Raw genomic sequence first — 24,518 nt, forward strand, 5'->3', positions numbered from 1 at the left:
TGAGTGGCGCATGTGGTGCAAAAAGCCCGTCATGCTGAGCATAGCATGACGGGCTTTTTGCAGGTTTACAACCTAATATTCACCATTTCACCACCTCACAATTTCACCTTCTTCCCAGTGCGGGCGGCCTCGTAGATGGCCATGATGATGCGGATGTCTTTGAGGCCTTCCTCGCCGGGCGTTTTGGGAGTTTTGTTTTCCAGCACGCATTCGGCCATGTGGTCCAGTTCGGCGGCAAACTGGTTGCCCTCCTTGAGGCTCACTTTCATGTCGCCTTCCTTGGTGCCGATGGTCATGTTGTGCTCGTAGTAGTCGGTGGCGGGGTCCAGATCCAGGAAGGCTTTGTCGCCGAACACCCGGTAGCGCTTCACCTCCTGAATGCTGTAGGAGCTGGTGCAGGAAGCCAGCACGCCACTGGGGAAGCGCAGCGTGAAGTGAATGGTGTCTTCCACTTCCTTGAAGCGCGGGTCAGATTTGTCGCTGAATTCTTGGGCGGTTACTTCGGTGGGCTCCTCGCCGGTGAGGTAACGGGTGGCGTTCAAGGAGTAAATGCCAATGTCCATGAGTGAGCCGCCGCCCGCCAGCTTTTTCACTACGCGCCACGCTTCGGCGGGCTCCTCAGTGGGTTTTACAATGCGGCCGTGGTCGGCGGTAATCTGGCGCAGCTTACCCAATTCGCCTTTTTTGATGCGCGCAATGGCATCAAGGTTGAAGGGCTCGAACTGGGCGCGGTAGGCTACCATTAGCTTTTTACCGGCTTTGTTGCAGGCATCAATCATCTTTTGGCAATCTTCCACCGATGTCGCCATCGGCTTCTCGGTCAGCACGTGCTTGCCGGCTTTGGCGGCCCGCAGCGTGTACTCTAGGTGCATAGACGGCGGCAGCACGATGTACACCACATCCACGGCCGGATTGTCTTTGATGGAATCGAAATTCTGGTAGCTGTAAATGTTTTTGGTGTCTACGCCGTACTCGGCGGCCAGCTTTTGGGCCTTGTCGGGTGAGCCGCTGACCAGGGCGGTGATTTTGGCGTGCTTACAGTCTTTGAAAGCAGGCATCATTTGCTGGGTGGCAAACTTGCCGAGGCCCACAATGGCGAAGCCGAGCTTGCGTTGGTTGTCGTTTTGCATAGCGGCAAGAGGTTCGGAGAAGGGCAGCGCGACGGCGGGGCCGGCCACCGTGGCAACGGCTGCTGTAAGGCTCGCCTGCCGTAGAAACTGCCGGCGCGACTCCGTGGAGTTGGAATTGGAAAGCATAGAGAAAAAGTGGTTCCTCTCAAACAGAACGGGCGAATGGGGCAGCGCGTTATGTTTCAATCTATTAAGCAGCGGGGTATAAGCAATAAGTAGCCGAGGGTAAACTGCTCATAGACGTTTGCACAAGAGGTGTTACTGCTGCCTACCCGCTTAAAGCGGCGCCCCGCGCCTTATGTACCAGATAAAGCACACAGGCGCGGGGCGAAGACGTAGGGCTTGTACTTCCCGCTTAGGTTACGGCCGGCAGCAACAGCACCGGCACCGGGCTGTGCAGCACCAGCTGCGACGATACGCTGTGGTTGAACATGTGTCCGAAAAAGCTGCGGCGCCGCGCAATAACCACCAGCAAATCGGCTTGCTTGTCTAGCTGCGCCTGCAAAACGCCCTCCGATGCTCGGCGGCAGCGCACCCCGTAGCCTTGCACCAACGCCGTCTCCGGAAGCAGCCCGCTGTCCTGCACACTAGCTACGGCGGGCTTGGAGTCGTCGCTGTGCTCAGGCTCGGCCACGTACGCCACCGTAATACCGGGCGCAAGGGCCGCCAGTAGTTGCTGCGCGCCTTCTGCTACCGGCGCACTCAACTGAAACGGCTCCCCGTCGGCGGCTACTACCACCTGCGTCGGTACCGTGGCCGCCTGCCCCACCGACACCACCAGCAGCGGCAGCGACACCGCCCGCAAGAGATTCAGCGAGGTGGTGGTCACTAACTCGTCGGGGATTCGGGTGCTGTCGGGCTTGCCCAGCACCAGCAGCAGCGGCTGATACTTTTCCAGGGCCTGCTGCGTGGCCTCCGTGATACCCGCCACCGACGCTTCGACGGTGGTGGGGGCAGTGAGCGGGGCCGTCCGTTCGGCCAGCGCCGCGGCTACTTCACCTTCACTCATGCGCTGAATGTAGCCGTTGAAGGCATCGGGGTCGAGCAGACTTTCCCGGCGAATGTGCAGCAGCACCAACGAAGCCCCCAGTTTGGTGGCCAGTTTATCGGCGTAGGTGAGGGCCTGGTCGGCGGCGGGCGTGAAATCGGTCAGAACAAGCAAGCAGGCAGCCATAGCAAAACAAGTAACGATGGATTACGGCTCTATACGCAGGACCAGACGCATAAGCTGCACCTTGCCCAAGCAGCCTAGCGCCTCCTTCGGAAGAGAAGTAGGCTAAAAAGAAAAGCCTTCCGCGTGGAGCAGAAGGCTTTTCCAGAATATGTGCTGGTTAACCTAGCGGTTGTTGTCGTCGATGGGGTTGTTGAAACCAGGATTGTTCATTTCGTCGGTCATGCTGGAGTTGTCGGGGTCAGGGCCGGTGGTGGCACTGCCAGTCGGGATGCCGGTGGTTTCGTCTTCCAGCCGCTCCGACGTATCGAGTGTGCCTTCTTCGTCTTTCTTATAGCCGTAGAGCTCTTCGCGGTGCTTGCGCTGCTCTTCAGTCAGGTTAGCACCTGAGTTTGGGTCGAGAGCGGCGGCGGGGTCTTGGTTGGGTTCAGTCATGGCTGTGATAAGTAATGCTTAATTGGTAGTAGTTAGTGCATAGTTGGTAATGTCTCATGCTCAGGCTGTTCAACTCGCTTGTAATCGAACAGCCTGAGCATGAGACATTACCAACTATGCGCTACAATTATTTGCCAGGTATGCCGGCACCACCATCGGGGCGCAGGGCGCTGAACTCGTCGGGGTTGTCGTTGCTGCCGTCGTTGGGGTTACGGCGCTCCGAATCGGCAGTTTCTTCTTCCGAGCCCGTGCTTTTGTTGGCCGGCTCGTTGGTGGCCCAGTTGCGAGTACCGCCGCCGTAGCGTGGGTCGTCTTTGGCCCAGCCTTCGCGCTGGTCGCGGTACTCTTCGTCTTCCACGTTGCGCACCTCAGTTGGGTTAAGGTTTTGGGGCACGCTGCCACGCTGGTTTGGGTCGACGGTGCTAGGAGCCGCTTCCCCATCGGGGTTGGTGCCAGCGGGGCGGTCGGACTGCTGGTTGGTAGGCTGTCCCGCTACGTGGCCGAAGTCGCCGTAGTTGGGCGTATTGGAGTGGCCGGAGGTAGGGGCGGGGCTGTTATCGTGCGTGCCCCGCTCGATATTTTCGGGGTTCTTGTTGGGCACATCGTTGAAGTCGTCGGAGTTGAATGGGCTGTTGCCGTCGGAAGCGGGAGTGGTATTCATCGGGAAAAGCTGAAAGATGAGGGGGTAGGAAGGGAGAGGGGCGCAGGCCCCGAACTGCATACGCAGGCTGGGCAGTGCACGGTTAGGCTGGAAGCGAAAAAGTTGATTGATGATTGTTGTGGGATTGATAATTGAATTGGCCTTATCACTCGTACACCCTTGATTATTGCACCTTCAGCAATCAACCATTCCACCATCAGCAAGTCAATTTCATGTCCGTTTCCATTCAGCACCATCCCGAAGACCAAGAATTTGTGGCCACCGTTGATGGCTACGAGGCCGAGCTAGCCTACAGTCAACCTGCTCCTGATACCATCGACTTTGCCCACACATTTGTTGACGAAGCCCTGCGTGGCAAAGGCGTGGGAGAGGCACTAGCTAAGGAAGGCCTTGCCTACGCCCGCGAGAAAAATTTGCGCGTGAAAACCAGCTGCGAGTTTATGGCTGGCTTCGTGCAGCGCCACCCCGAGTACCAGGACTTGTTGGCGTAGCGGCAGATACCGCAATAGCTTGGATAGCAGCTCCCAACAAAAAGCCCCGGCTTCCTGCTCAGGAAACCGGGGCTTTTCAATGTGTGCTCGATGAATTAAGGCTGCACGGCCACGCGGCTGGTGTAGCGCACGCCGTTCACCGTCACGCGCAACGAGTACAGGCCGGTGGACAAATTGCGCACGTCCAAGGTGGCTGTATCGGCGCCGGTTAGGGGTTGCTGTTGAGAAAGCACTTCCTGCCCCAGCGCGTTGTAGAGGCGAATATCGGCGGAATGGCGGCCAACCAAACCAGGAACTTGCACCTGCACGGCAGTGGCCGCTGGGTTGGGGTACACAGCCAAGCCGGTATTGATAGGCGCGTTTTTGGTGGTAGAGTTCACCACGCAAGCCGTGCTGATATGGCTGCCAATGTTGGTGTACACATCAGTGCCGAGAGCCTGCCAAGTAGCAGCGGCGGTGCTCCAGCGCACTTCGCCCCGCGACACCGTAGGCCGGCGAATCAAGGTGTTGTTGAGCGTTGAGCCACCCGGAATTAGCCAAGCATTGCCAGCAGGCGTTTGACCTGGTACGCCAATAACATCAAGGGTATCAGTGCCATCAAACAGCACCAACGAGTGCGGGCCGTTGAAGAAGCAAACGCTGGAAATCAAATCGGCCTGGGCCTGCACTATTGGTGAGGCTACACCCGTATTGGCAATAACATACACGTCGCCGGGGGCTAGCGTACCGCTCAGGGTGACTGTAGTAGTGGGCGTGCTGGCGCCGGGCGCAAACAACGATACCCGGATGTCGCTCAGGCTGATAGGGGCGGGGCTAGGGTTGTAAATCTCCAGCGCCTTGGTGTTACCCACTGAGCCTTCCACGTATTCCGAGAAGTACGGGTCGGTGCAGGGAGAGCCGGCCGGGGCTTGGTCGTCGTTGAGGATGGTGAGTGTGTGCGTAGCCGGAGTGGCTAGCAGAACTGCCGTGTTGCTGGGTGTGCCAAAGCGCAGTCGAACCGTTTCGTTGGGTTCGGGGGTGGTGTCACCGGTAATAATTACTGTTACAATGCCGGTTTGTACGCCGCTATTCGCCGCAAAGGTCAGGGCGCTGGTATTGAGCAAGTAATCAGCTGCGGTAGCCGTCGTATTGGCGGCATCTACGGTAATTGGCACTGTTACGCCGCCAGCCGGAATGTTGGTGGCCGTTACGTTCACCGTGTAAGTGGTAGTACCGGCGTTGCCTTCCGCAATCGAGCCCGAAACTGCCGCGAAACGTACTGAAGGCGGCGTGCCGTCGTCGTTGGTGATGGTGAGTTCGTGGGCAGCCGGCCCCCCAATGGCGCCGCCACTGCTTGCATTCCGCAGGGTTAGCACCACTGTTTCATCGGCTTCAGGAGTGGTGTCGCCATTCACTGTTACCGTCACCGTCTGGCTGGTTTGGCCGGGCGCGAAGGTCAAAGTCTGGGGCGAAGAAAAAGAGAAATCGGTAGGAGAAGTGGCCGTAGAGCTGGCTGCATCAAGGCCTACTTGCACCGTGAGGGCCGTAGTAGCAGCACCCGTGAGCGTAACGGTGGCGGTGTAGGTACTGGTGCCGGTGTTGCCTTCTGTAATGCTGCCAGTAGCTGTAGCAAACGAGAAGGTAGGCAGTACCTGGAACCCGAAGGCGCGTCCCACAAGGTCGGGGTAGGCAATGTAGGGGTTGAAGTTGCCCTGGCTTTTGGCGGTGCGCCGGTTCCGTTCCCGCTCCCGGGCGTCCACCGGGTCGGCGAGGTGCCACTGGTAGAGGGTATTCACATCGGCCAGGGCCGTAATGGTGTCTTTGCCAGCATCGAAGGCCTGGCCCTGGTGCATGGTATAGAAGTAGAACGCCGCCCGCGCCAGGTTGCCCTTATGGTCTTCGCGGGGCTCGAACTGGGTGTTGGTGTCCTCGCTGTACTCGTTGATGTTACTGGTCGGGATGGTGCTCTGGCTTTGGGTGCCGCGCATCCATTTCAGCGTTTGCGCATCCGGAATCTCAGCAAATGGGTCGGAGCCCCGGTCAGAGTTCCAGGTGATATAGGTCGGGAACAGGTGGTGAATGTCGGAGCGCATCCGCACCGTTTCGTTGAACCACGACTGCGGAATAGTATGCTCACAGTTGATTTGGTTGACTACGGTGGTACTGGTGCTCACCGAGTCCAGCGGGGTAGTTTCGGGGTAGCCCGAGTACACGCACACCACGCTGCCGTTCTGGTTGTCGATGTAGTTGTACATCTTGCCGCGAGCCACGTTGTAGCTCAGCACCGTGCGGCGGCCATCATACCAGTTCTGGCGCAGCCATACTTTCAGGGCTTGGCCCTGGAGCGAAACGGGTGGAGCCGGCGGCAGTACCTGGGCCGAAGCGGCAAGGCTGCATACCGTCAGTGCTGCCCCCAGTATTCGAGCGAAAAAGTGTTTCATCAGCAAAAGCAATAGGTAAGAAAAACGTTGTTAAAGGTCGGGATTATGCCGCAATGGTTGGATGATTAGCGGGATAAATGGTAGTCATTAAGGATGCCTTAGAAATTGGCTGCTCTCAGTTGCTTGCCACCCAACACATGAAAAAGGGTCCGCTTCATAAAGAAACGGACCCTTTCAAGGCTGGTTGCTGAACGCTCAATAATTTAACAATTCAGCAATTCAACTCTATTTAGATGGCATCAGCACCGCGTCGATTACGTGCGTTACGCCGTTGCTCGATACCACGTTGGGGATGGTAACGTTGGCCGTGCCGCCTTTAGAGTCGTGCAGCATCACTTTGCCGCCTTTGGCCATTACGGTCAGGGTTTCGCCTTCCACGGTGGTCAGCGTCTGGCCGTCTTTGAGGTCAGCGGCCATCAGGCGGCCGGGTACCACATGGTAGGTCAGGATGGTGGTCAGCTTCTGCTTGTTTTCGGGCATCACCAGCGTGTTCACGGTACCAGCGGGCAGTTTCTCAAACGCAGCATTGGTAGGGGCAAATACCGTGAAAGGACCTGCGCCTTTCAGTGTTTCCACCAAGCCACCGGCTTTCACGGCGGCTACCAGCGTGGTGTGTTCCGATGAGCCCACGGCATTGTCTACAATGTCTTTGTCGGGCGTCATCATGGCCCCACCTACCATCACGCCGCCGGCTGCGTCGGTGCTGGTCATCTGCATGTTTTTCATGTCCTTGCCTTCGCGGGGCTTGGTGGTAGCTTTCATTTTGCTACCGTCTTTGGCCTTGCCTTTAAGCTTGGTTTTGCCATCGTCGGCGACCTTGGTTTTGGTCATCATTTCGCCGTCTTTGGTCTTGGTTTTTTCGTCGTCCGATTTGGTTTTCATCGAGCTTTGGGCCTGCGAGGTAGCGGCACTACCAAAAGAGAAAGCCAGCGTGAGGGCCGTAACGGAGAGGAGGTTCTTAAGCATGAGAGAGAAGATTAGTAGGAACAGTCAACATATTGTCGGAAGCCTATACGGGCTAAACCCAACAATAGATTTAGCCAAGGCTTTCTTGTTTCTACATCAGTTTCTGGCAGCTCTCTGTTTGCCCTACGCTTGGTTCGGCTTCGTGCCCGACGAGCCGCGCACCATCAAATCAGGCTGCAATACCACCCGGCGCGGTGAAAACAGGCCGTCATTTTCTTCGCGCATCTCCAAAAACAGTCGTACGGCGGCCTGCCCCATCTGCTCACAGCGCTGGTCTACCGACGTGAGCAGCGGGTCGGTGAAGGAGGTGAACGTCTCGTTGCTGAAGCCCACCAGCGCCATATCCTGCGGTACGCGCACACCACGTTGCTTTAGTAGCTGCAAGGCCCCCACCACCGAAAAGTCGCTGGATGAAAACACGGCATCGGGTGGCTCGGGCAAGCTCAGCAGGTAGTCGATGCCCCGCTCGCCATCTTCCAGAGTCATGTCACAATTGAAAATCAGCTCTTCTACCACTGGCAAACCGTACTCGTGCAAGGCGTCGAGGTAGCCCTGGCGGCGGTTTTTGTAGATGTTGAGGTGTTGCGGGCCGCAGAAATGGGCTATGCGCCGGTAGCCCCGTTCCAGCAGGTGCTTGGTAGCCTGGTAGCCACCCTCCCGGTCGTCAATCACCACGGCACTCACATCAAGCCCATCCAGAACCCGATCAAAAAACACCAGCGGAATCTGCTGCATCCTCACCTTCTCGAAGTGCGTGAACGTGCGCGTAGTGCGGGCCAACGATACCAAAATACCTTCTACCTGCGCATTAAGCAGGGTTTCGATGTTTTTCTGCTCGTGCACTACGTCTTCGTTGGACTGGCAGATCAGCACATTGTAGCCAGCCTTGGCGGCCACGGCCTCAATGCCTTTCACCACCATCGTAAAGAAGTGCCCATCGATGTGCGGTACTATCACGCCCAACAGATTGCTGCGGCCTTTGCGTAACCCCGCCGCCATATGGTTGGGCTGGTAATGCAGGGCCTTGGCAAGTTTCCAGACCTTCTTCTTAGTGGCGTCGCTGATGCTGGGATGGTCGGCGAGGGCGCGCGAAACCGTGGAAATGGAAATGCCGAGCTGCTGGGCTAGGTCGGAAATGGAAGTACGGGTGCGGGCCACGAATGAATCTGGTTGAGTAAGATAGGACTGGTAAGGTAGCCTAGGCTCTGCAAGTTTGCGCAAAGATTTGCATAAAAACAGCCCGCTGTGGAATACCAGACCAGCGAAAAGCACCCAGAATGCATACCAGATGCACACAAACGTTTGTATAGCCAGTTTCTTTCTTCGTTCTTGGCTCGTCTAAGCTCCCGCATACCAACTCCCACTCATCAGTTATGAAAAAACTACTGCTCTTTCTGCTCCTACTTTCTTTTGGGGGCACCACCCATGCGCAAAAGGCGAAAACCAGAACCAAGGTCACTGCCCAACCTGCCGCCGGCCAAGTCTGGACGCCGGCCAAGGCCTGGGCTTGGTATCGGGCGCATCCGTGGATGTCGGGCGCCAACTTCATCCCAAGCACTGCCATCAACCAGCTGGAAATGTGGCAGGCCAACACCTTCGACCCCACCACCATCGACCGGGAGCTGGGCTGGGCCGAGGGCATCGGGTTCAATACCATGCGCGTGTTTCTACACAGCAAAGCCTGGCAGCAAGACCCCAGCGGCTTCAAGCAGCGCCTGAACACCTACCTAGGCATTGCCGACAAGCACCACATCCAAACAATCTTCGTGTTCTTTGATGACTGCTGGAACAAGGAAAGCAAGCCCGGCCTCCAGCCCGCACCTAAAATTGGCATCCACAACTCCGGCTGGCTGCAAGACCCCGGCGACCCCGCCTCTCGCGACTCCACCACCTTCGTGCAACTCAAGCCCTACGTGCAGGACGTACTCACCAGCTTCAAAACCGATAAGCGGATTCTGCTCTGGGACTTGTTCAACGAACCCGGCAACTCCGGCAAGCTGGCTACCTCGCTGCCACTGGTACGCAACGTGTTCAGCTGGGCCCGCGCCGTAAACCCCGACCAGCCGCTGAGTGTGGGCCTCTGGGCCTGGGACTTCGAGGCGCTGAATACGTTTCAGGCGCGCAATTCTGATGTTATCACCTACCACAACTACGAGGAGGCTCCTATGCATCAGCGCCTAATCGAGCTGCTCGAAACCCACGGCCGCCCACTCATTTGCACTGAGTACATGGCCCGTACCCGCAACAGCCGCTTCGCCAACATTATGCCGCTGCTCAAAAAGCAAAACGTAGGGGCCATCAACTGGGGCCTGGTCGATGGCAAAACCAACACCAAATACGCCTGGGATACCCCACTAGCCGACGGCAGTGAGCCAATCGAGTGGTTCCACGAAGTATTCCACAAAGACGGCACGCCCTACCGCCAGGACGAAACCAACCTGATTAAGAAGCTAAATGGGAAGTAGTGTTGGTGCTTGGGTAATGTCCTGCCGCCACAGTAGGGATGTAATAACCTGAGCTTTCCTTGCATTAGAAAGACATTCGTACCCGAGAAAGTATCATCTAAACGTCATGCAGAGGCGCAGCCGAAGCATTTCGCTCGAACCTTGAATTAGTAACCCTTCATCAGCACGCGAGATGCTTCGGCTGCGCTTCTGCATGACGGCCTGTTGTGTTTTTTAGGAAATTTCTGTGCGCAACAAAAAGGCTCCATTCCTGACGGGATGGAGCCTTTTTGTTGCCGTTAGAAGCAAAATCTAGTCGTTGACGTGCTTGTAATGCACGTCCGACTGAATGCGGAGTCGTTCAGCGGCAAACTCCGGGGTTACGTCGCGCTGGGGGTTGCCTAGCATTTCGTAGCCGACCATGAACTTGCGCACCGTAGCTGAGCGCAGCAGCGGCGGGAAGAAGTGCATGTGGAAGTGCCAGCTTTCGTGCGCCTGCCCGTCGGTGGGGCGCTGGTGCAGCCCGGCCGAATAGGGAAAGGATATTTCGAACAGGTTGTCGTAGCGGATAGTGAGCTGGCGCAGAATGTCGGCCAGGGCATCTTTCTCGGCATCGGTGAGTTGGGTGATGTCCTGTACGTGGCGGCGCGGTACCAGCAGCGTCTCGTAAGGCCATACTGCCCAAAACGGCACTACTACCACGAAATGCTCGTTTTCAACTACTACACGGGTCTTTTCCTTGGTCTCGATTTCCAGGTAGTCGGAGAGCAGGCTGCGGCCGTGCTCGGCGAAGTAGGCGGCCTGTTGCACGGTTTCTTTGGCAGGTTCTACCGGTACGGTACGCTGAGCCCAAATCTGGCCGTGCGGGTGCGGGTTGCTGGCCCCCATGGCCTGGCCCTTGTTTTCGAAAATCTGCACGTAGTTGATGTCGGGCCGGTCACCTAGCTCTTTGTATTGCTGGATCCACACGTCCACCACCCCCCGGATTTCATCGGGTGTCATTTCCGGCAGCGTCAGGTCGTGGCGCGGCGAAAAGCAGATAACGCGCCCTACGCCCGACTCCGACTCGGCCCGGAGCAAGCCGCCCACGTTCATGCTGCCCACAGGCACGTCGGGCATGAGGGCCGCAAAGTCGTTGTCGAATACAAACGTGCCTTCGTAGGCCGGATTCACGGAGCCGTTGGCGCGGGTGTTGCCGGGGCAGAGGTAGCAGGTAGGGTCGTAGGTGGGGCGCTCTTCCGCTGCCGTTTTCTCCTGCTGACCCTGCCAGGGCCGCTTAGAGCGGTGCGGCGACACCAGAATCCATTCGCCGGAAAGCGGGTTGTAGCGGCGGTGCGGGTGCTCGGCGCTGTCGAATTCAGCCATTGTGTTCAGTTGTTAATTGCTAGTTGTTGGTTGCTAGTTGGTGGTTGTTAGTGGTTAGTTGATACTCTGTTCAGCCGACCAATAACAACCATAAACCAACAACTAATCGATTATTTCCACACCACCTACAATTGTGGTCTGATAGGTTTCGAGGGGCAGGTTCAGGTAGCGGTGGTATTCTTCGGACGCTTTCTGCACGAAATTGTCAACGTGCTCGGTGGCTACCAGGTTGATGGTGCAGCCGCCGAAACCGCCGCCCATCATGCGCGAACCGTACACGCCGGGCAGCGCCTTGGCAATTTGTACCAGCACGTCCAGCTCGCGGCAGCTTACTTCGTAGTCGTCGCGCAGGCCGGCGTGGGAGGCGTACATTTCCTGCCCAAAGGCTTTCAGGTCGCCGTCTTTGAGGTGCTGGCAGGCAGCCTCCACCCGGAAGTTTTCCTGCACCACGTACAGGCAGCGGCGGTACACGACGTCGCCCATTTCGTCGCGGTGCTCGTTCACCTGCGGCAGCGTGGCGTCGCGCAGGGAGTTGATTTCGGGGTAGTATTTCTTAAGAATGGCCACGCCCTGCTCGCACTCTTGGCGGCGCAGATTGTATTCCGAGCTAGCCAACGAGTGCTTCACGCCGGAGTTGCAGAGCACAATGCGGCAGGCCTCAGTATCGAAGGGCAGATACTCATAGTCGAGGGAGCGGCAGTCGAGCCGCACCACTTGGCCGGGCTTCCCGAACAGGCTGGCAAACTGGTCCATCAAACCCGATTTTACGCCGGCAAACTCGTGCTCGGCTTTCTGGGCCATGTGTGCCAGCGTCATCCGGTCGAGTTGAGTGTCCATCAGGTGGTCGAGGGCAAAGGCCAGCCCGCATTCAACGGCTGCTGACGACGACAAGCCCGCGCCAATAGGAATAGTGCCCCCAAACACGCAGTCGAAGCCCGGCACGGTGAGGCCGCGCTTCTGAAACTGGGCTACCACGCCTTTCAGGTAGTTGGCCCACATAGTTTTACCCTTGCTTACGTCCGCCACCTCGGCTTCGTAGTCTTGCTCTAGGTCATAAGCATACAGGCGGAGTTTGCTGGTGCCATTCAAGCCTACTGCAAAGTATATTTCCTTGTCAATGGCGCCCGGCAACACAAATCCCTCATTGTAATCAGTATGCTCACCAATAAGGTTTACTCGGCCGGGCGCTCTGACCAGCAAAGGAGAGTGGTCGAATCGTTCTTGAAAAGACTTTGCAATTGATTGTTGGAGCATGGGCTGTAGGAAACAAGGACGTGAAACTGGACTAAGGCAAAGGAAACAGAGGCTAAAGTAAAGGAAATTAATTCTGGATTTCGGCGCATACGTTTGCAATATTTCAGTACCACTTACCAATCTTTGGGCGCACTTAATACGCCACCAGTGAAGTGTAGTGGAGCTAGCAAGGATAATTTAGCATAGTGACAAGTGAAATAAATGATGCAAAGGTTTGCACAAATTATGCGCATATTTCACCTGTTTAAGCGTCTTTCTGAACGTTATCGGAATGCAGTAAATGAATGGGATTAGGCTTTCCTTGTGTGCATTAAGCACTGTAATTTTTAACTACTTGCAATGCGAAGACTACACAAGCCTGCGATTATTCCAATTGGTTTGAATAATAGCTGGAAACAAATACCTAACCGGACACCAGTGCAGTAGGCTACCATCAAGATAAGTAGCAGCTAGTGGAATTAAGCTTGAATGGAGTTTTAGGCTATAGACGGCAAAAGTTCAGCTGCCCTTTTTCAATAATTTATTGCCTAGTACCAAGGAGCGAATTGCTAGTACTCAAGTAAATACAGCAGAAAGCGCAAATCGATATCTGAAAACAAGCAAGCACAAACGATTGTGCAAACCAATAGTAATTCATACTTTACGGGCTACTTAGCCATGATGGCTCGTCATGCAAGAAGCACTTACTTCTTATTTGATTACAACTTATGCTTGCTGAAGTGGAATCGAACCTGCTGCCAGTCCGCACCGCAGCCGGCGTATTGTGCCCAGCTATCCGGTCAATCGGTTGATTTCATCTGCATTTCACGGCTTACTTGCACTCTCTATTTCTAGCATTCCTAACTCCCCCTCGCTTGATGAAAAACCTAAACCGTGCTGGTCTGCTTGCCGGCAGTATTGCGGCCAGCTTGGCCTTTGCAGCTTGCAACCAGCAGCCTGCCACCAACACCGAAGGTAGCAGCACCGCTGCCGCCACTGATTCCACTCAAACCTCTGCTGCTGCAATGCCTACTTCCACTTCTTTCGGCAAAACCAACGCCGGTACCGAAGCGCAACTCTTCACGCTCACCAATGCCCACGGCGTGAAGGCCACCATCACTAACTTCGGTGGCACGCTCACCAGCCTCATGGTGCCTGATAAGGACGGCAAGATGGGTGACGTAATCTTGGGTTTTGATGAGGTAAGCGGCTACCAGAGCCCGGAGTTCTTGAAGTCAGGCCCATACTTTGGGGCCTTGATTGGGCGCTACGGCAACCGCATCAAAGGCGGCAAGTTCACGCTGGACGGCAAGGAGTACACGTTGGCCAAAAACAATGGGCCAAACACGCTGCACGGCGGTAAAGTAGGCTTCGACAAAGTGGTATGGGAAGCCAAACCCGGCACCTCGGCCGACGGCCAGACCCTGACGCTCACCTACAATAGCAAGGACGGCGAAGAAGGCTACCCCGGCAACCTGGCCGTGACGGTGGTCTACACTCTTACCAACGACGACGCCCTGCGCCTCGACTACACCGCCACTACCGATAAGGCCACGCCCGTCAACCTGACCAACCACGCCTACTTTAACCTCAATCACGGCGTCGGCAAGGACATCCTGGGCCACGAAGTGACGCTGCCCGCCGACCGCTACACCGTCGTAGACGCCACCCTGATTCCGACTGGCGAGCTAAAGCCCGTGAAAGGCACGCCCTTCGACTTTACCACGCCGCACACCATTGGCGAGCGGATCGGGCAGGTGCCCGGCGGCTACGACCACAACTGGGCGCTGAACAACCCGAGCGGTATGCATGCCGCCGCTACCGTGTATGATGCCGCCACCGGCCGTACCATGGAAGTAACCACCACCGAGCCCGGCATCCAGTTCTACACCGGCAACTTCCTCGATGGCACCCTGAAAGGCAAAGGCGGCACCGTGTACGGCAAAAACTCCGGCTTCTGCCTGGAAACCCAGCACTTCCCCGATTCGCCGAACCAGCCTTCGTTCCCAAGCACCATCCTCAAGCCCGGCGACACCCTGAAATCAACGACGATCTACAAGTTCGGCGTGCGCAAATAAGGTGAAGTTGCAATGTACTATCAGAACGTCATGCAGAGCGCAGCGAAGCATCTCGCGTGCTGATGCTAGGTTAGTGATCTGACGTCAGTACGCGAGATGCTTCGCTGCGCTCTGCATGACGTTCTAGTGACACTTCACAAACTCACCACTTTACAACTTCACCATTTCACCACCCGTGGAAACTTCTCATACCGCATCTTCCGACTCCCCGGCGTACGTCATTGGGGTCGACTACGGCACTGACTCGGTGCGCTCCTTGCTGGTTGATGCCCGGACCGGGGCCGAAATAGCCCAGGCCGTGCACTACTACGCCCGCTGGAAAAAGCTGGAGTTCTGCAACCCAGCCCGCAACCGGTTCCGCCAACACCCCCTCGACCACATCGAAGGCTTGGAAACCACTATCCGCAAAGTGGCCGCCCAAGTGCCCGCCGAGCAGATTGTGGGTATTGCCGTGGACACCACCGGCTCGACGCCCGGCCCCGTGAACGAACAGGGCGTGGCCCTGGCTCTCACACCCGGCTTCGAATCCAACCCGAACGCCATGTTCGTGCTCTGGAAAGACCACACCGCGCTAGCCGAAGCCGCCGAAATCAACCAGAAAGCCCGCACCTGGGGCGGTGAAGATTTCACCAAGTTTGAAGGCGGTATTTACTCATCGGAGTGGTTTTGGGCCAAGATTGCGCACGTTATCCGCGAGGATGAAGCCGTATTCCAGGCCGCGCACTCCTGGATTGAGCACTGCGACTGGGTGACGCTGCTGCTGACCGGTCAGGATTTGGCCACCTTCAAGCGCAGCCGTTGCGCCGCCGGCCACAAAGCTATGTGGCACGAAAGCTGGGGCGGTTTGCCCTCCGAAGAGTTCCTGACGCACCTGGAGCCCAAACTGGCCGGCTTGCGCAGCCGTCTGTTCGAGGAAACCTACACCGCCGACGAAGTAGCCGGCAACCTCTCCGCCGAATGGGCCGAGCGCCTCGGCTTGACCACCAACACCGTGGTAGCCGTGGGTAGCTTCGATGCCCATGCCGGCGCCGTAGCCGGAGAAATCGAAGCCTATTCGATGGTGAAAGTGATGGGCACTTCCACCTGTGACATTGTGGTGGCGCCCACCGCCGAAGTGGGCAGCCACCTTGTGGCCGGCATCTGCGGACAGGTAGATGGCTCCGTAATTCCCGGTATGCTGGGCTTAGAGGCTGGGCAGTCGGCTTTTGGTGACTTGCTGGCTTGGTTCCGGCAGATTGTGGAGTGGCCGCTGCACAACGTGCTGCCGCATTCCAAAGTGCTGAACGCCGAGCAACAAGCTGCCCTGCGCGACGAAATGAGCGACCTGCTGCTAGTAGAACTCAGCAAAGCCGCCGCCGACGTGGACCCCGAAGAGTCGGCCGTATTGGCCCTAGACTGGGTGAATGGCCGCCGCACGCCTGACGCCAACCAAGCCCTGAAAGGTGCCTTGATGAATCTGACCATGGGCACCAACGCCCCCCAGATTTTCCGGGCGCTGGTGGAAGCTATCTGCTACGGCTCCAAGCAAATTGTGGAGCGTTTCGAGCAGGAAGGCATTCCGGTGAAGCAGGTAATCGGCATCGGTGGCGTAGCCAAGAAGTCGAAGTTTGTAATGCAAACCCTGGCCGACGTGCTGGACCGCCCCATCAAAATTGCCGTTTCTGAGCAGGCCCCTGCCTTGGGCGCGGCCATGTACGCTTCGGTTGCCGCCGGTATCCACGCCGATGTGCTGACCGCCCAGCGCGTGATGGGCAGCGGCTTTGCCGAAACCTACGAGCCGAACCCCGCCCGCGTGGCCGACTACCAGGCCCGTTACGAGCAGTACCAAGCCTTTGGTAAGTTCGTGGAAAGCGCCACCGTGGGCCAGTCTGAGCCGGTAATGGAACCCGAAACGCCTGCCATCACCTCCGCATGAGCCAATACCAAGACCTGAAACAGGCGTGCTACGACGCCAACATGCAACTGCCCAAACTCGGGCTGGTGCTCTTCACCTTCGGCAACGCCAGCGTGGTGGACCGCGCAAAAAGCGTATTCGCCATCAAGCCCAGCGGCGTGCCCTACGATACGCTGAAGCCCGAGGACATTGTGATTGTCGATTTCGACAACAACATTGTGGAAGGGGAGAAGCGTCCGTCGTCTGATACCAAAACGCACGCGCTGCTTTTCAAGCAGTGGACGGAAATTGGAGGCATCGTGCACACGCACTCCACCTACGCCACGGCCTGGGCCCAAACCCAAACCGACATTCCGATTCTGGGCACCACCCACGCCGACCACCTCACCACCGACGTGCCCTGCGCCCCGCCCATGGCCGACGAGCTAATTCAGGGCGACTACGAGCACCAAACCGGCTGGCAGATCATCCAGGAATTCGAGCGGCGCGGCATTTCGCCCACCGAAGTGGAGATGATACTCGTGGGTAATCACGCGCCGTTCACCTGGGGCAAAACCGTGGAAAAAGCGGTGTACAACAGTGCGGTGCTGGAAGAAATTGCCCGCCTGGCCTACCTGAGCTGCACCCTGCGCCCCGAGGTGCCTCGCCTAAAAGATGCATTGATTCGCAAGCACTACGAGCGTAAGCACGGCGCTAATTCTTATTACGGACAGTAGGGCCGCCAAAACAGAACGTCATGCTGAGTGGAGGCGCAGCCGCAGTCGAAGCATCTCGCTAGCGTGGTAGACTTAGTTAGCACCACAACTTCAGCACGCGAGATGCTTCGGCTTCGTTGCACTGCGCTCAGCATGACCTTAGACCTTAATTTCTTTAGTTTCCCTTTCTCATGATTGACATTTCGCAATACGAAGCTTGGTTCATCACCGGCAGCCAGCACCTCTACGGCCCCGAAACCTTGGAAGAAGTAGCCGTACACTCGCAGCAGATTGCCGCCGAGCTGAACACGCAGCTACCCATCAAGATTGTATACAAGCCCGTGCTGACTGGCCCGGAGGAGATTTATAAGCTGGTGCAGGAAGCCAACACCACCCCGAACTGCGTGGGTCTGATTGCCTGGATGCACACCTTCTCGCCGGCCAAAATGTGGATCAACGGCCTGAAGATTCTGCAAAAGCCGCTGGCGCACCTGCACACCCAGTTCAACCGCGACATTCCGTGGGGCGACATCAACATGGACTTTATGAACACCAACCAATCGGCGCACGGCGACCGTGAGTTTGGTTTCATTGGGGCCCGTATGGGTATCAAGCGCAAGGTGGTAGTGGGCCATTGGCAGGACTCTGCTGTGCACCAGAGCTTGAATATCTGGAGCCGCGTGGCTTGTGCCTGGGCTGATTGGCAGGGTGCCCGCTTCGTACGCTTCGGCGACAATATGCGCTACGTAGCCGTAACCGAAGGCGACAAAGTGGAAGCTGAAATCAAGTTCGGCTATTCAGTGAATACCTATGGCATCGGGGACCTGGTGGCCGTGGTAAACGCCGTAACCGACGAGCAAATCAACGAGCTGCTGGCTACCTATGAAAAGGAGTACGACCTAGCTGACACGCTGAAAGACGGCGGCAGCCAGCGCGAATCCCTGCGCGACGCCGCCCGCATTGAGGCTGGCATGCGCAAATTCTTGCAAGACACCAACGCCAAAGGCTTCACCGATACCTTCGAGGACCTGCACGGCATGGTCCAGCTGCCCGGCATTGCCACTCAGCGCCTGATGGCCGAAGGCTACGGTTTCGGGGGCGAAGGCGACTGGAAAACCTCGGCGCTGGTGCGCGCCATGAAGGTGATGGGTGCCGGCCTGCCCGGCGGCAACTCGTTCATGGAAGACTACACTTACCACTTCGCGCCCAACAACAACCAAGTGCTGGGTTCGCACATGCTGGAAATCTGCCCCACTATTGCCGAAGGCAAAGTGCGCGCCGAGATTCACCCACTGGGCATTGGCGGCAAAGCCGACCCGGTGCGTCTGGTGTTCAACTGCCCCGCTGGAGAAGGCCTCAACGCCACCATCGTGGATATGGGCAACCGCTTCCGCATGATTGTAAACGAAGTGGTGGCCGTAGCGCCCGAGCAAGACCTGCCGAACCTGCCCGTAGCCCGCGTGCTCTGGAAAGTGAAGCCCGACCTCGCCACCGGCGCTGCCGCCTGGATTCTGGCCGGCGGTGCGCACCACACTGGTTTCAGCCAGAACCTGACCGCCGAGTACCTGGAGGATTTCGCTGAAATGGCCGGCATCGAATACGTGGTTATCGACGCCGACACCAAGCTGCGCACCTTCAAAAACGAGCTGCGCTACAATGAAGTAGCCTTCGGTGGCCGCTAATTTCACTAATTTCCAGCTCCACTACCTCTCATAAAGTCCTACCACTTCCCCAATGAATCAACTGGCCACAATTGATTACATCATTTTTTTCATTTATTTCTTGATTGTGGCCGGCTATGGCATCTGGATTTATCGCCAGAAAACGAGCCATGACGGCACCCTTGAAGGCGACTCCAAAGACTACTTCCTAGCCGAAGGCTCCCTAACGTGGTGGGCCATTGGCTCATCGCTGATTGCCTCCAACATTTCGGCCGAGCAGTTCGTGGCTATGTCGGGCTCAGGCTTCAAGATGGGTTTGGCTATTGCTGCTTACGAGTGGATGGCCGCCATTACGCTCGTTATCGTGGCCGTATTCTTCATTCCGGTGTACCTGAAGAACAATATTGCCACGATGCCGCAGTTTCTGCACCAGCGCTACAACGGCACGGTGGCCATGATTATGGCCGTGTTCTGGTTGGCGCTGTACGTGGTTGTTAACCTGACTTCGATTCTTTACCTCGGAGCTATTGCGGCCAGCAGCGTATCGGGTCTGAACATCAACATCTGTATTTACGGGCTAGCCATTTGCGCGGTGATTATCACGCTGGGTGGTATGAAGGTTATCGGCTTCACCGACGTTATTCAGGTGTTTTTCCTGATTCTGGGCGGCTTGGCTACCACCTACATGGCACTCAACCTGGTAGCCGAGCATTACGGTACCAGCGGAGTGGTTAACGGCTTCAACCTGCTCACCACGCAAGCCAACGACCATTTCCACATGATTCTGGAGCGCGACAATCCGAGCTACATCGACCTACCTGGTATGACTGTACTGCTTGGGGGCCTCTGGATTGTGAACCTGAACTATTGGGGCTGCAACCAGTATATCACGCAACGGGCGCTAGGTGCCGACTTGCCCACAGCGCGTGGTGGCTTGCTGTTCGCAGCTTTCCTCAAGATTATGATGCCGGTGATTGTAGTGCTGCCTGGTATTGCGGCCTTCGTACTGTTCAAGCAGAATGTGTTTGGCTCGGAAATGATGTTGGATGGTAAGGTAGCGCCCGACCGCGCTTACCCCGTACTGCTCAACATTCTGCCAGTAGGGTTGAAAGGCTTGTCGTTTGCGGCACTTACGGCAGCGGTAGTAGCTTCTTTGGCAGGTAAGGCCAACTCTATTGCTACCATTTTCACTCTTGACATCTACAAGAAAGTACTGAATAAAGATGCTTCGGAGAAGAAGATGGTAGCCGTAGGTAAAATCTCGGTGGTAGTAGCGATGCTGCTGGGCATCTTGCTTGCGCCGCATTTAGGCATCGAGAAAGGTGGTTTCACTTACATCCAGGAGTACACGGGCTTTGTGTCGCCGGGCATCTTTGCCATGTTCATCCTGGGCTTCTTCTGGAAAAAGGCTACCTCCACAGCAGCTCTGTTCGCTACTATTGGCGGCTTCTTGCTATCGGTACTGCTCAAGTTCCTGCCTATTATGACAGACCTATCGTGGCTGGCACCGTTCGGCTTTGCAGTTCCGGTTAACGGTATCTACGAGATTCCTTTCCTCGACCGGATGGGCTTCGTGTTCGTCTTCTGCATTCTGGGCATGGTGCTCATCAGCCTCATCCAAACCAGCCAGGGCGCCAAGACCAACGGTCTGGAAATCGATACAGATATGTTCCGTACTAACCGTAGCTTCACGGTCGGCTCGATCATCGTAGCGGTGTTGGTTACGGTGCTTTACACAATCTACTGGTAACGAGTTTGTTCAGCCCACCAGTTGCGAAGCGCACTGCTTTGTAGTTGGTGGGCTGGATGAAATCAACTACAACTGTTTGTCATGACTTCAAAAAACAACTCCCACAAAGCACAATCGATTGTGTGCGGTGCTTTATTGCTTAGCGCGCTGGCCAGCAACGCGGCGCTGGCCCAGAATACCGCGCCGGGCACCATCACGGTGCAGGTCAACAAGCCGGGCGCGTCCATTGCTAAAACCATGTACGGTCTGTTCTTCGAGGACATCAACTTCGCGGCCGATGGCGGCTTGTACCCGGAACTGGTGAAAAACAAGTCGTTTGAAACCGATGAGAAGCTAGTAGGGTGGAAGGGCATCAATGGGGCGGCGGCGCTATCTACATACACCATTTCCAGCCAGCAGCCCATCAGCGCCACCAACAACCACTTCCTGCGCATGACGGCCACCACCGCTAGCGCCGATGCCGGCTTCACCAACGAAGGCTTCCGGGGAATGGGCATAAAGCAGGATGCCGAGTACACGTTTTCGGTGTATCTGCGGCGCGGCCCCGGCAACGCCAGCGGCCTGATCGTAACGCTGGAAGAGCCCGGCCGCGGCAACACTGGGCAGGTTTTGGGCCAAACCAAAATCACAGGCCTGACCAACGAGTGGAAGAAGTACACGGCCGTTATCAAGGCCTCAGGCACGGCGCCCAAAGCCCGGCTCAAGCTGACGATGGAAGGCGCCGGTACCCTCGATATTGATGTGGTATCGTTGTTTCCGAAAGACACTTGGCAGAACCGTGAAAACGGTTTGCGGCCCGACTTAGTGCAACTGCTCAAGGATATGAAGCCTGGTTTCCTGCGCTTCCCTGGAGGCTGCATTGTGGAAGGCCGTACGCTGGAAGAGCGGTATCAGTGGAAAGAAACCATTGGCGACGTAGCCAGCCGCAAACCTTTGATTAACCGCTGGAACACCGAGTTCCGGCACAAGTTCACGCCCGATTACTATCAATCATTCGGCCTAGGCTTCTTCGAGTATTTCCAGCTTTCCGAGGATATTGGGGCTGAGCCGCTGCCCATCCTGAATGTGGGCATGGCCTGCCAGTTCAACTCGGCCGAGCTGGCACCTATTACCACCGCCTCGGGTCCGAATGCTGGCAACACAGCAGGTGGCGCTGATCTTTCGCTGGACACCTTCATTCAGGATGCGCTGGACTTGGTGGAATTCGCCAACGGCTCCACCAGCAGCCCCTGGGGCGCCAAGCGCGCCGCTATGGGCCACCCCGCGCCGTTCAACCTGAAGTATATCGGGGTGGGCAACGAGCAGTGGGGGCCGCAGTACTTGGAGCGCTACGAGCCGTTTGCTAAGGCGCTGAAAGACAAGTATCCCAACATCCAGATTGTGAGCAGCGCCGGCCCGAGCCCCGATGGGGATTTGTTCACCAAAGCCTCCAAGCGGCTAGGCGAGCTGAAGGCCGACTTCGTGGATGAGCACTACTACGCCAAGCCCGACTGGTTCCGGCAGAACGTGGGCCGCTACGACAACTACGCCCGCACCGGCCCGAAAATCTTTGCCGGCGAGTACGCCGCGCAAAGCGTGAACACCGGCAATGCCGAAAACAAGAACACCTGGGACTGCGCCATTTCGGAAGCGGCTTTCATGACCGGCTTGGAGCGCAACGCCGACGTAGTACGCATGGCTTCCTACGCGCCGCTGTTTGCGCACGTAGACGCCTGGCAGTGGACACCCGACCTGATTTGGTTTGATAATCTGAAATCATACGGTACGCCTAACTACTACGTGCAGAAAATGTACGCCACCAACGCCGGCACCACCATGTTGCCGGTGCAAATGCCGAACAACGCGAAGAACGGAGACGCAAACCTTTTCGCCAGTGCCGTAGCCGACGACAAGGCCGGTGACATCATTGTGAAGCTGGTCAACTACTCCACCGATGCGCGCCCAGTGAAGCTGAACCTGGCTGGGGCCAAGAAAATGGGTAAAACCGGCCAAGCCATTGTGCTTGCCAGCAACGATTTGCAAGCCGTGAACAGCTTGCAGGAGCCCATGAAGCTGGCTCCGAAGGAAGAGCAGTTCAAGGTGTCGTCTACCACGGTCAGCTACACGCTGGCCCCGAATTCATTCACGGTGCTACGGATTCCGGGTAAGCGCTAAAGCATGAATAGAAAAGCGGAGTGGCTGAAAAAGCGCTCCGCTTTTTCATTTACCTGCGTTGACTCGCTAGGCTCCGACTTAGCGTTATAAGCAACTTTTGCACTCGCTGATGAAATTTATACCCCAGTCAGTACTAGCTGTAGCCGCGCTTGCCTGTGCGGCCATGCCCACCTTCGCCCAAACCAAACCTACCTCCAAATCCGACTTCCACCAGTGGGCTGCTACGCCGCCGATGGGTTGGAATAGCTGGGACTGCTACGGCCCTACCGTGACCGAAGCCGAGGTGAAAGCCAACGCTGATTACATGGCCAAAAACCTTAAAAGCAGTGGCTGGAACTACGTGGTAGTGGATATTCGGTGGTACGTGGGCAACGACACGGCGCACGGCTACAACGAGAAAAACCCCGACTGGAACATCGACCAGTACGGGCGTTTCGTGCCGGCGCCGAACCGGTTTCCATCGGCGGCTGGGGGTAAGGGCTTCAAGCCGCTGGGCGACTATTTGCACGCCAAGGGGCTGAAATTCGGGATTCACATCATGCGCGGCGTGCCCGTCATTGCCGTAAATCGCAAGCTGCCCATCCTCGGTACCAAGCTCACGGCGGCGGACATCTACTCGAAAGAGGGGCAAGCCCGCTGGCTGCACGACATGTACACCGTGAAAGAAGGGCCGGGCGCACAGGAGTACTACGATTCACTGTTCAAGCTCTACGCCTCGTGGGGGCTGGATTTCGTGAAAGTCGATGACCTCTCGGAGCCTTACCACAAGGCCGAGGTGGAGATGATTCGCAAAGCCATTGACCGCTCAGGCCGCAAAATCGTGTTCAGCACCTCGCCCGGCGAAACGCCCATCAGCGAGGCCAAGCACGTGCAGGCCCACGCCAATATGTGGCGCACCGTCGGCGACTTCTGGGACAGTTGGGAGCAGCTCGAAGAGCACTTCGAAGTGTGCAACCGCTGGGCACCGTACGTCATGACGGGGGCGTGGCCCGATGCCGACATGCTGCCGATGGGCCGGCTGGGCATCCGGGCCGAGCGCGGCGACGACCGGATGACGCGCTTCACCCACGACGAACAGTACACCCTGATGACGCTGTGGAGCATCTTCCGCTCCCCACTGATGTTTGGGGGTGATTTGCCAAGCAACGATGCCTTTACGCTGGCCATGCTCACCAACAAGGACGTACTGGCCATGCACAGCAACAGCCGCAACAACCGCCAGCTGTTCCGCCGCGACAACCTAGTGGCTTGGACCGCCGATGACCCCAAAACCGGCGACAAGTTTCTGGCCGTATTCAACGCCCAGGACCAAGAACTGGCCGAAGAGAAAACCGCCGTGTGGAACAGCGGCGTGATTACGCGCAGCACGCCCGGCCAAAGCAAAACCGCCGAAATCGACATTACGGGTGCCACCAAGCTCTACCTGAACGTGCGCAATGGCGGCGACGATACCGGTTGGGACCACGCCGACTGGCTAACACCCACGCTTTCCAACGGCAGCAAATCGGTGGCCTTGACCTCGATTCCGTGGAAAACGGCCTCGGCGGGCTGGGGCAAAACCACCGTCAATAAGAGCGTGTCAGGCGGGCCACTGGTGGTAGATGGCAAAACCTACGCCGACGGTATCGGCACCCATTCCAACTCGATAATCGAGTACGACTTGCCGGCCGGCTACACCAAACTCACTGCCACGGTAGGCTTGGACAAGGCGGCGGCCGGCCAGAATACCGGCGGCACCGTGCAGTTTCTGGTGTTCACCAAAAGCCCTTACCAGGCAGCCCCGCTCGATTCGGTGGCGGTGAAAGTGAATCTGGCCGAGGTAGGTCTCACCGGGCCGTGTACCGTGCGCGACCTGTGGGCCGGCAAAACTGTGGGCACCGTTACCGACGAGTTTGCCCCGTACGTGCGGCGCCACGGCGCGCATCTGTACCGAATTTCCAAACGCGGAACGGCTACCTCGAAGTAGGCCG

The 24,518-nt window shown here is 57.1% G+C and carries 18 protein-coding genes; 9 read left to right on the forward strand and 9 right to left on the reverse strand.

Translation table 11 applies throughout. From position 1 onward, the window contains the following. Positions 1 to 95: 95 nt before the first annotated feature. The 4 genes from G536_RS0109055 to G536_RS0109070 all read right to left on the reverse strand — a co-directional run bounded on the left by G536_RS0109055 (position 96) and on the right by G536_RS0109070 (position 3,397). Entirely contained in the window at positions 96 to 1,256 is a 1,161-nt protein-coding gene (locus G536_RS0109055; protein WP_022823275.1) for a Gfo/Idh/MocA family protein, read from the reverse strand. Between the two features lie 229 nt (positions 1,257 to 1,485). Then, on the reverse strand, positions 1,486 to 2,304 hold the full coding sequence (locus G536_RS0109060; protein WP_022823276.1) for a universal stress protein: 819 nt from the start codon (positions 2,302 to 2,304) through the stop codon (positions 1,486 to 1,488). A 162-nt stretch (positions 2,305 to 2,466) separates the two neighbouring features. Then, positions 2,467 to 2,736 (reverse strand): hypothetical protein, encoded by a 270-nt coding sequence (locus tag G536_RS0109065; RefSeq protein ID WP_022823277.1) that lies wholly within the window; start codon positions 2,734 to 2,736, stop codon positions 2,467 to 2,469. A 127-nt stretch (positions 2,737 to 2,863) separates the two neighbouring features. Beyond that, on the reverse strand, positions 2,864 to 3,397 hold the full coding sequence (locus G536_RS0109070) for a hypothetical protein (RefSeq protein WP_022823278.1): 534 nt from the start codon (positions 3,395 to 3,397) through the stop codon (positions 2,864 to 2,866). Between the two features lie 212 nt (positions 3,398 to 3,609). On the opposite strand from G536_RS0109070, the gene G536_RS0109075 reads away from it, so the two are divergent. Then, complete coding sequence (locus tag G536_RS0109075) at positions 3,610 to 3,888, forward strand: GNAT family N-acetyltransferase (protein WP_022823279.1); 279 nt, start codon at positions 3,610 to 3,612, stop codon at positions 3,886 to 3,888. 95 nt (positions 3,889 to 3,983) lie between these two features. Here G536_RS0109075 and G536_RS30495 read toward each other — a convergent pair whose 3' ends face one another. From G536_RS30495 to G536_RS0109090, 3 genes are all read right to left on the reverse strand, one after another. Then, positions 3,984 to 6,308, reverse strand: a complete 2,325-nt coding sequence (locus G536_RS30495; protein ID WP_022823280.1) for an endonuclease — start codon at positions 6,306 to 6,308, stop codon at positions 3,984 to 3,986. A 225-nt stretch (positions 6,309 to 6,533) separates the two neighbouring features. Then, positions 6,534 to 7,034: a fasciclin domain-containing protein gene (locus tag G536_RS0109085; RefSeq protein ID WP_425402131.1), complete on the reverse strand. Its 501-nt coding sequence runs from the start codon at positions 7,032 to 7,034 to the stop codon at positions 6,534 to 6,536. Positions 7,035 to 7,397: 363 nt separating this feature from the next. Further along, entirely contained in the window at positions 7,398 to 8,432 is a 1,035-nt protein-coding gene (locus G536_RS0109090) for a LacI family DNA-binding transcriptional regulator (RefSeq protein WP_022823282.1), read from the reverse strand. A gap of 215 nt (positions 8,433 to 8,647) precedes the next feature. Here G536_RS0109090 and G536_RS0109095 point away from each other — a divergent pair, with 215 nt between their 5' ends. Then, complete coding sequence (locus G536_RS0109095; RefSeq protein WP_022823283.1) at positions 8,648 to 9,739, forward strand: cellulase family glycosylhydrolase; 1,092 nt, start codon at positions 8,648 to 8,650, stop codon at positions 9,737 to 9,739. 291 nt (positions 9,740 to 10,030) lie between these two features. Here G536_RS0109095 and G536_RS0109100 read toward each other — a convergent pair whose 3' ends face one another. Together G536_RS0109100 and galK are read right to left on the reverse strand one after the other, a co-directional pair. Next, positions 10,031 to 11,083 (reverse strand): UDP-glucose--hexose-1-phosphate uridylyltransferase, encoded by a 1,053-nt coding sequence (locus G536_RS0109100; RefSeq protein WP_022823284.1) that lies wholly within the window; start codon positions 11,081 to 11,083, stop codon positions 10,031 to 10,033. Between the two features lie 102 nt (positions 11,084 to 11,185). Beyond that, complete coding sequence (gene galK, locus G536_RS0109105) at positions 11,186 to 12,337, reverse strand: galactokinase (protein WP_022823285.1); 1,152 nt, start codon at positions 12,335 to 12,337, stop codon at positions 11,186 to 11,188. Between the two features lie 857 nt (positions 12,338 to 13,194). Here galK and G536_RS0109110 point away from each other — a divergent pair. The 7 genes from G536_RS0109110 (at position 13,195) to G536_RS31370 (ending at position 24,514) form a co-directional block, all read left to right on the forward strand. Then, positions 13,195 to 14,394 carry an aldose epimerase family protein gene (locus G536_RS0109110; RefSeq protein WP_022823286.1) on the forward strand — a complete coding sequence of 400 codons (1,200 nt, stop codon included), beginning with the start codon at positions 13,195 to 13,197 and terminating at the stop codon, positions 14,392 to 14,394. A gap of 175 nt (positions 14,395 to 14,569) precedes the next feature. Then, positions 14,570 to 16,309, forward strand: coding sequence for a ribulokinase (locus G536_RS27100; RefSeq protein ID WP_022823287.1), 1,740 nt, complete (start codon positions 14,570 to 14,572; stop codon positions 16,307 to 16,309). Further along, a complete protein-coding gene (locus G536_RS0109120; protein ID WP_022823288.1) occupies positions 16,306 to 17,004 on the forward strand; it encodes an L-ribulose-5-phosphate 4-epimerase in 699 nt (232 codons plus the stop codon). The genes G536_RS27100 and G536_RS0109120 overlap by 4 nt, the downstream gene beginning before the upstream one ends. A gap of 170 nt (positions 17,005 to 17,174) precedes the next feature. Next, a complete protein-coding gene (gene araA, locus G536_RS0109125) occupies positions 17,175 to 18,665 on the forward strand; it encodes an L-arabinose isomerase (protein ID WP_022823289.1) in 1,491 nt (496 codons plus the stop codon). A 52-nt stretch (positions 18,666 to 18,717) separates the two neighbouring features. Continuing rightward, a complete protein-coding gene (locus tag G536_RS0109130) occupies positions 18,718 to 20,394 on the forward strand; it encodes a sodium/sugar symporter (RefSeq protein ID WP_022823290.1) in 1,677 nt (558 codons plus the stop codon). An 81-nt stretch (positions 20,395 to 20,475) separates the two neighbouring features. Then, the gene (locus tag G536_RS0109135) at positions 20,476 to 22,548 is read left to right on the forward strand and encodes an alpha-L-arabinofuranosidase C-terminal domain-containing protein (protein WP_022823291.1); all 2,073 of its coding nucleotides are present in this window, start codon (positions 20,476 to 20,478) and stop codon (positions 22,546 to 22,548) included. Between the two features lie 109 nt (positions 22,549 to 22,657). Then, entirely contained in the window at positions 22,658 to 24,514 is a 1,857-nt protein-coding gene (locus G536_RS31370; RefSeq protein ID WP_022823292.1) for an NPCBM/NEW2 domain-containing protein, read from the forward strand. Positions 24,515 to 24,518: the final 4 nt, after the last annotated feature.

Source organism: Hymenobacter norwichensis DSM 15439, assembly GCF_000420705.1.
GTDB lineage: Bacteria > Bacteroidota > Bacteroidia > Cytophagales > Hymenobacteraceae > Hymenobacter > Hymenobacter norwichensis.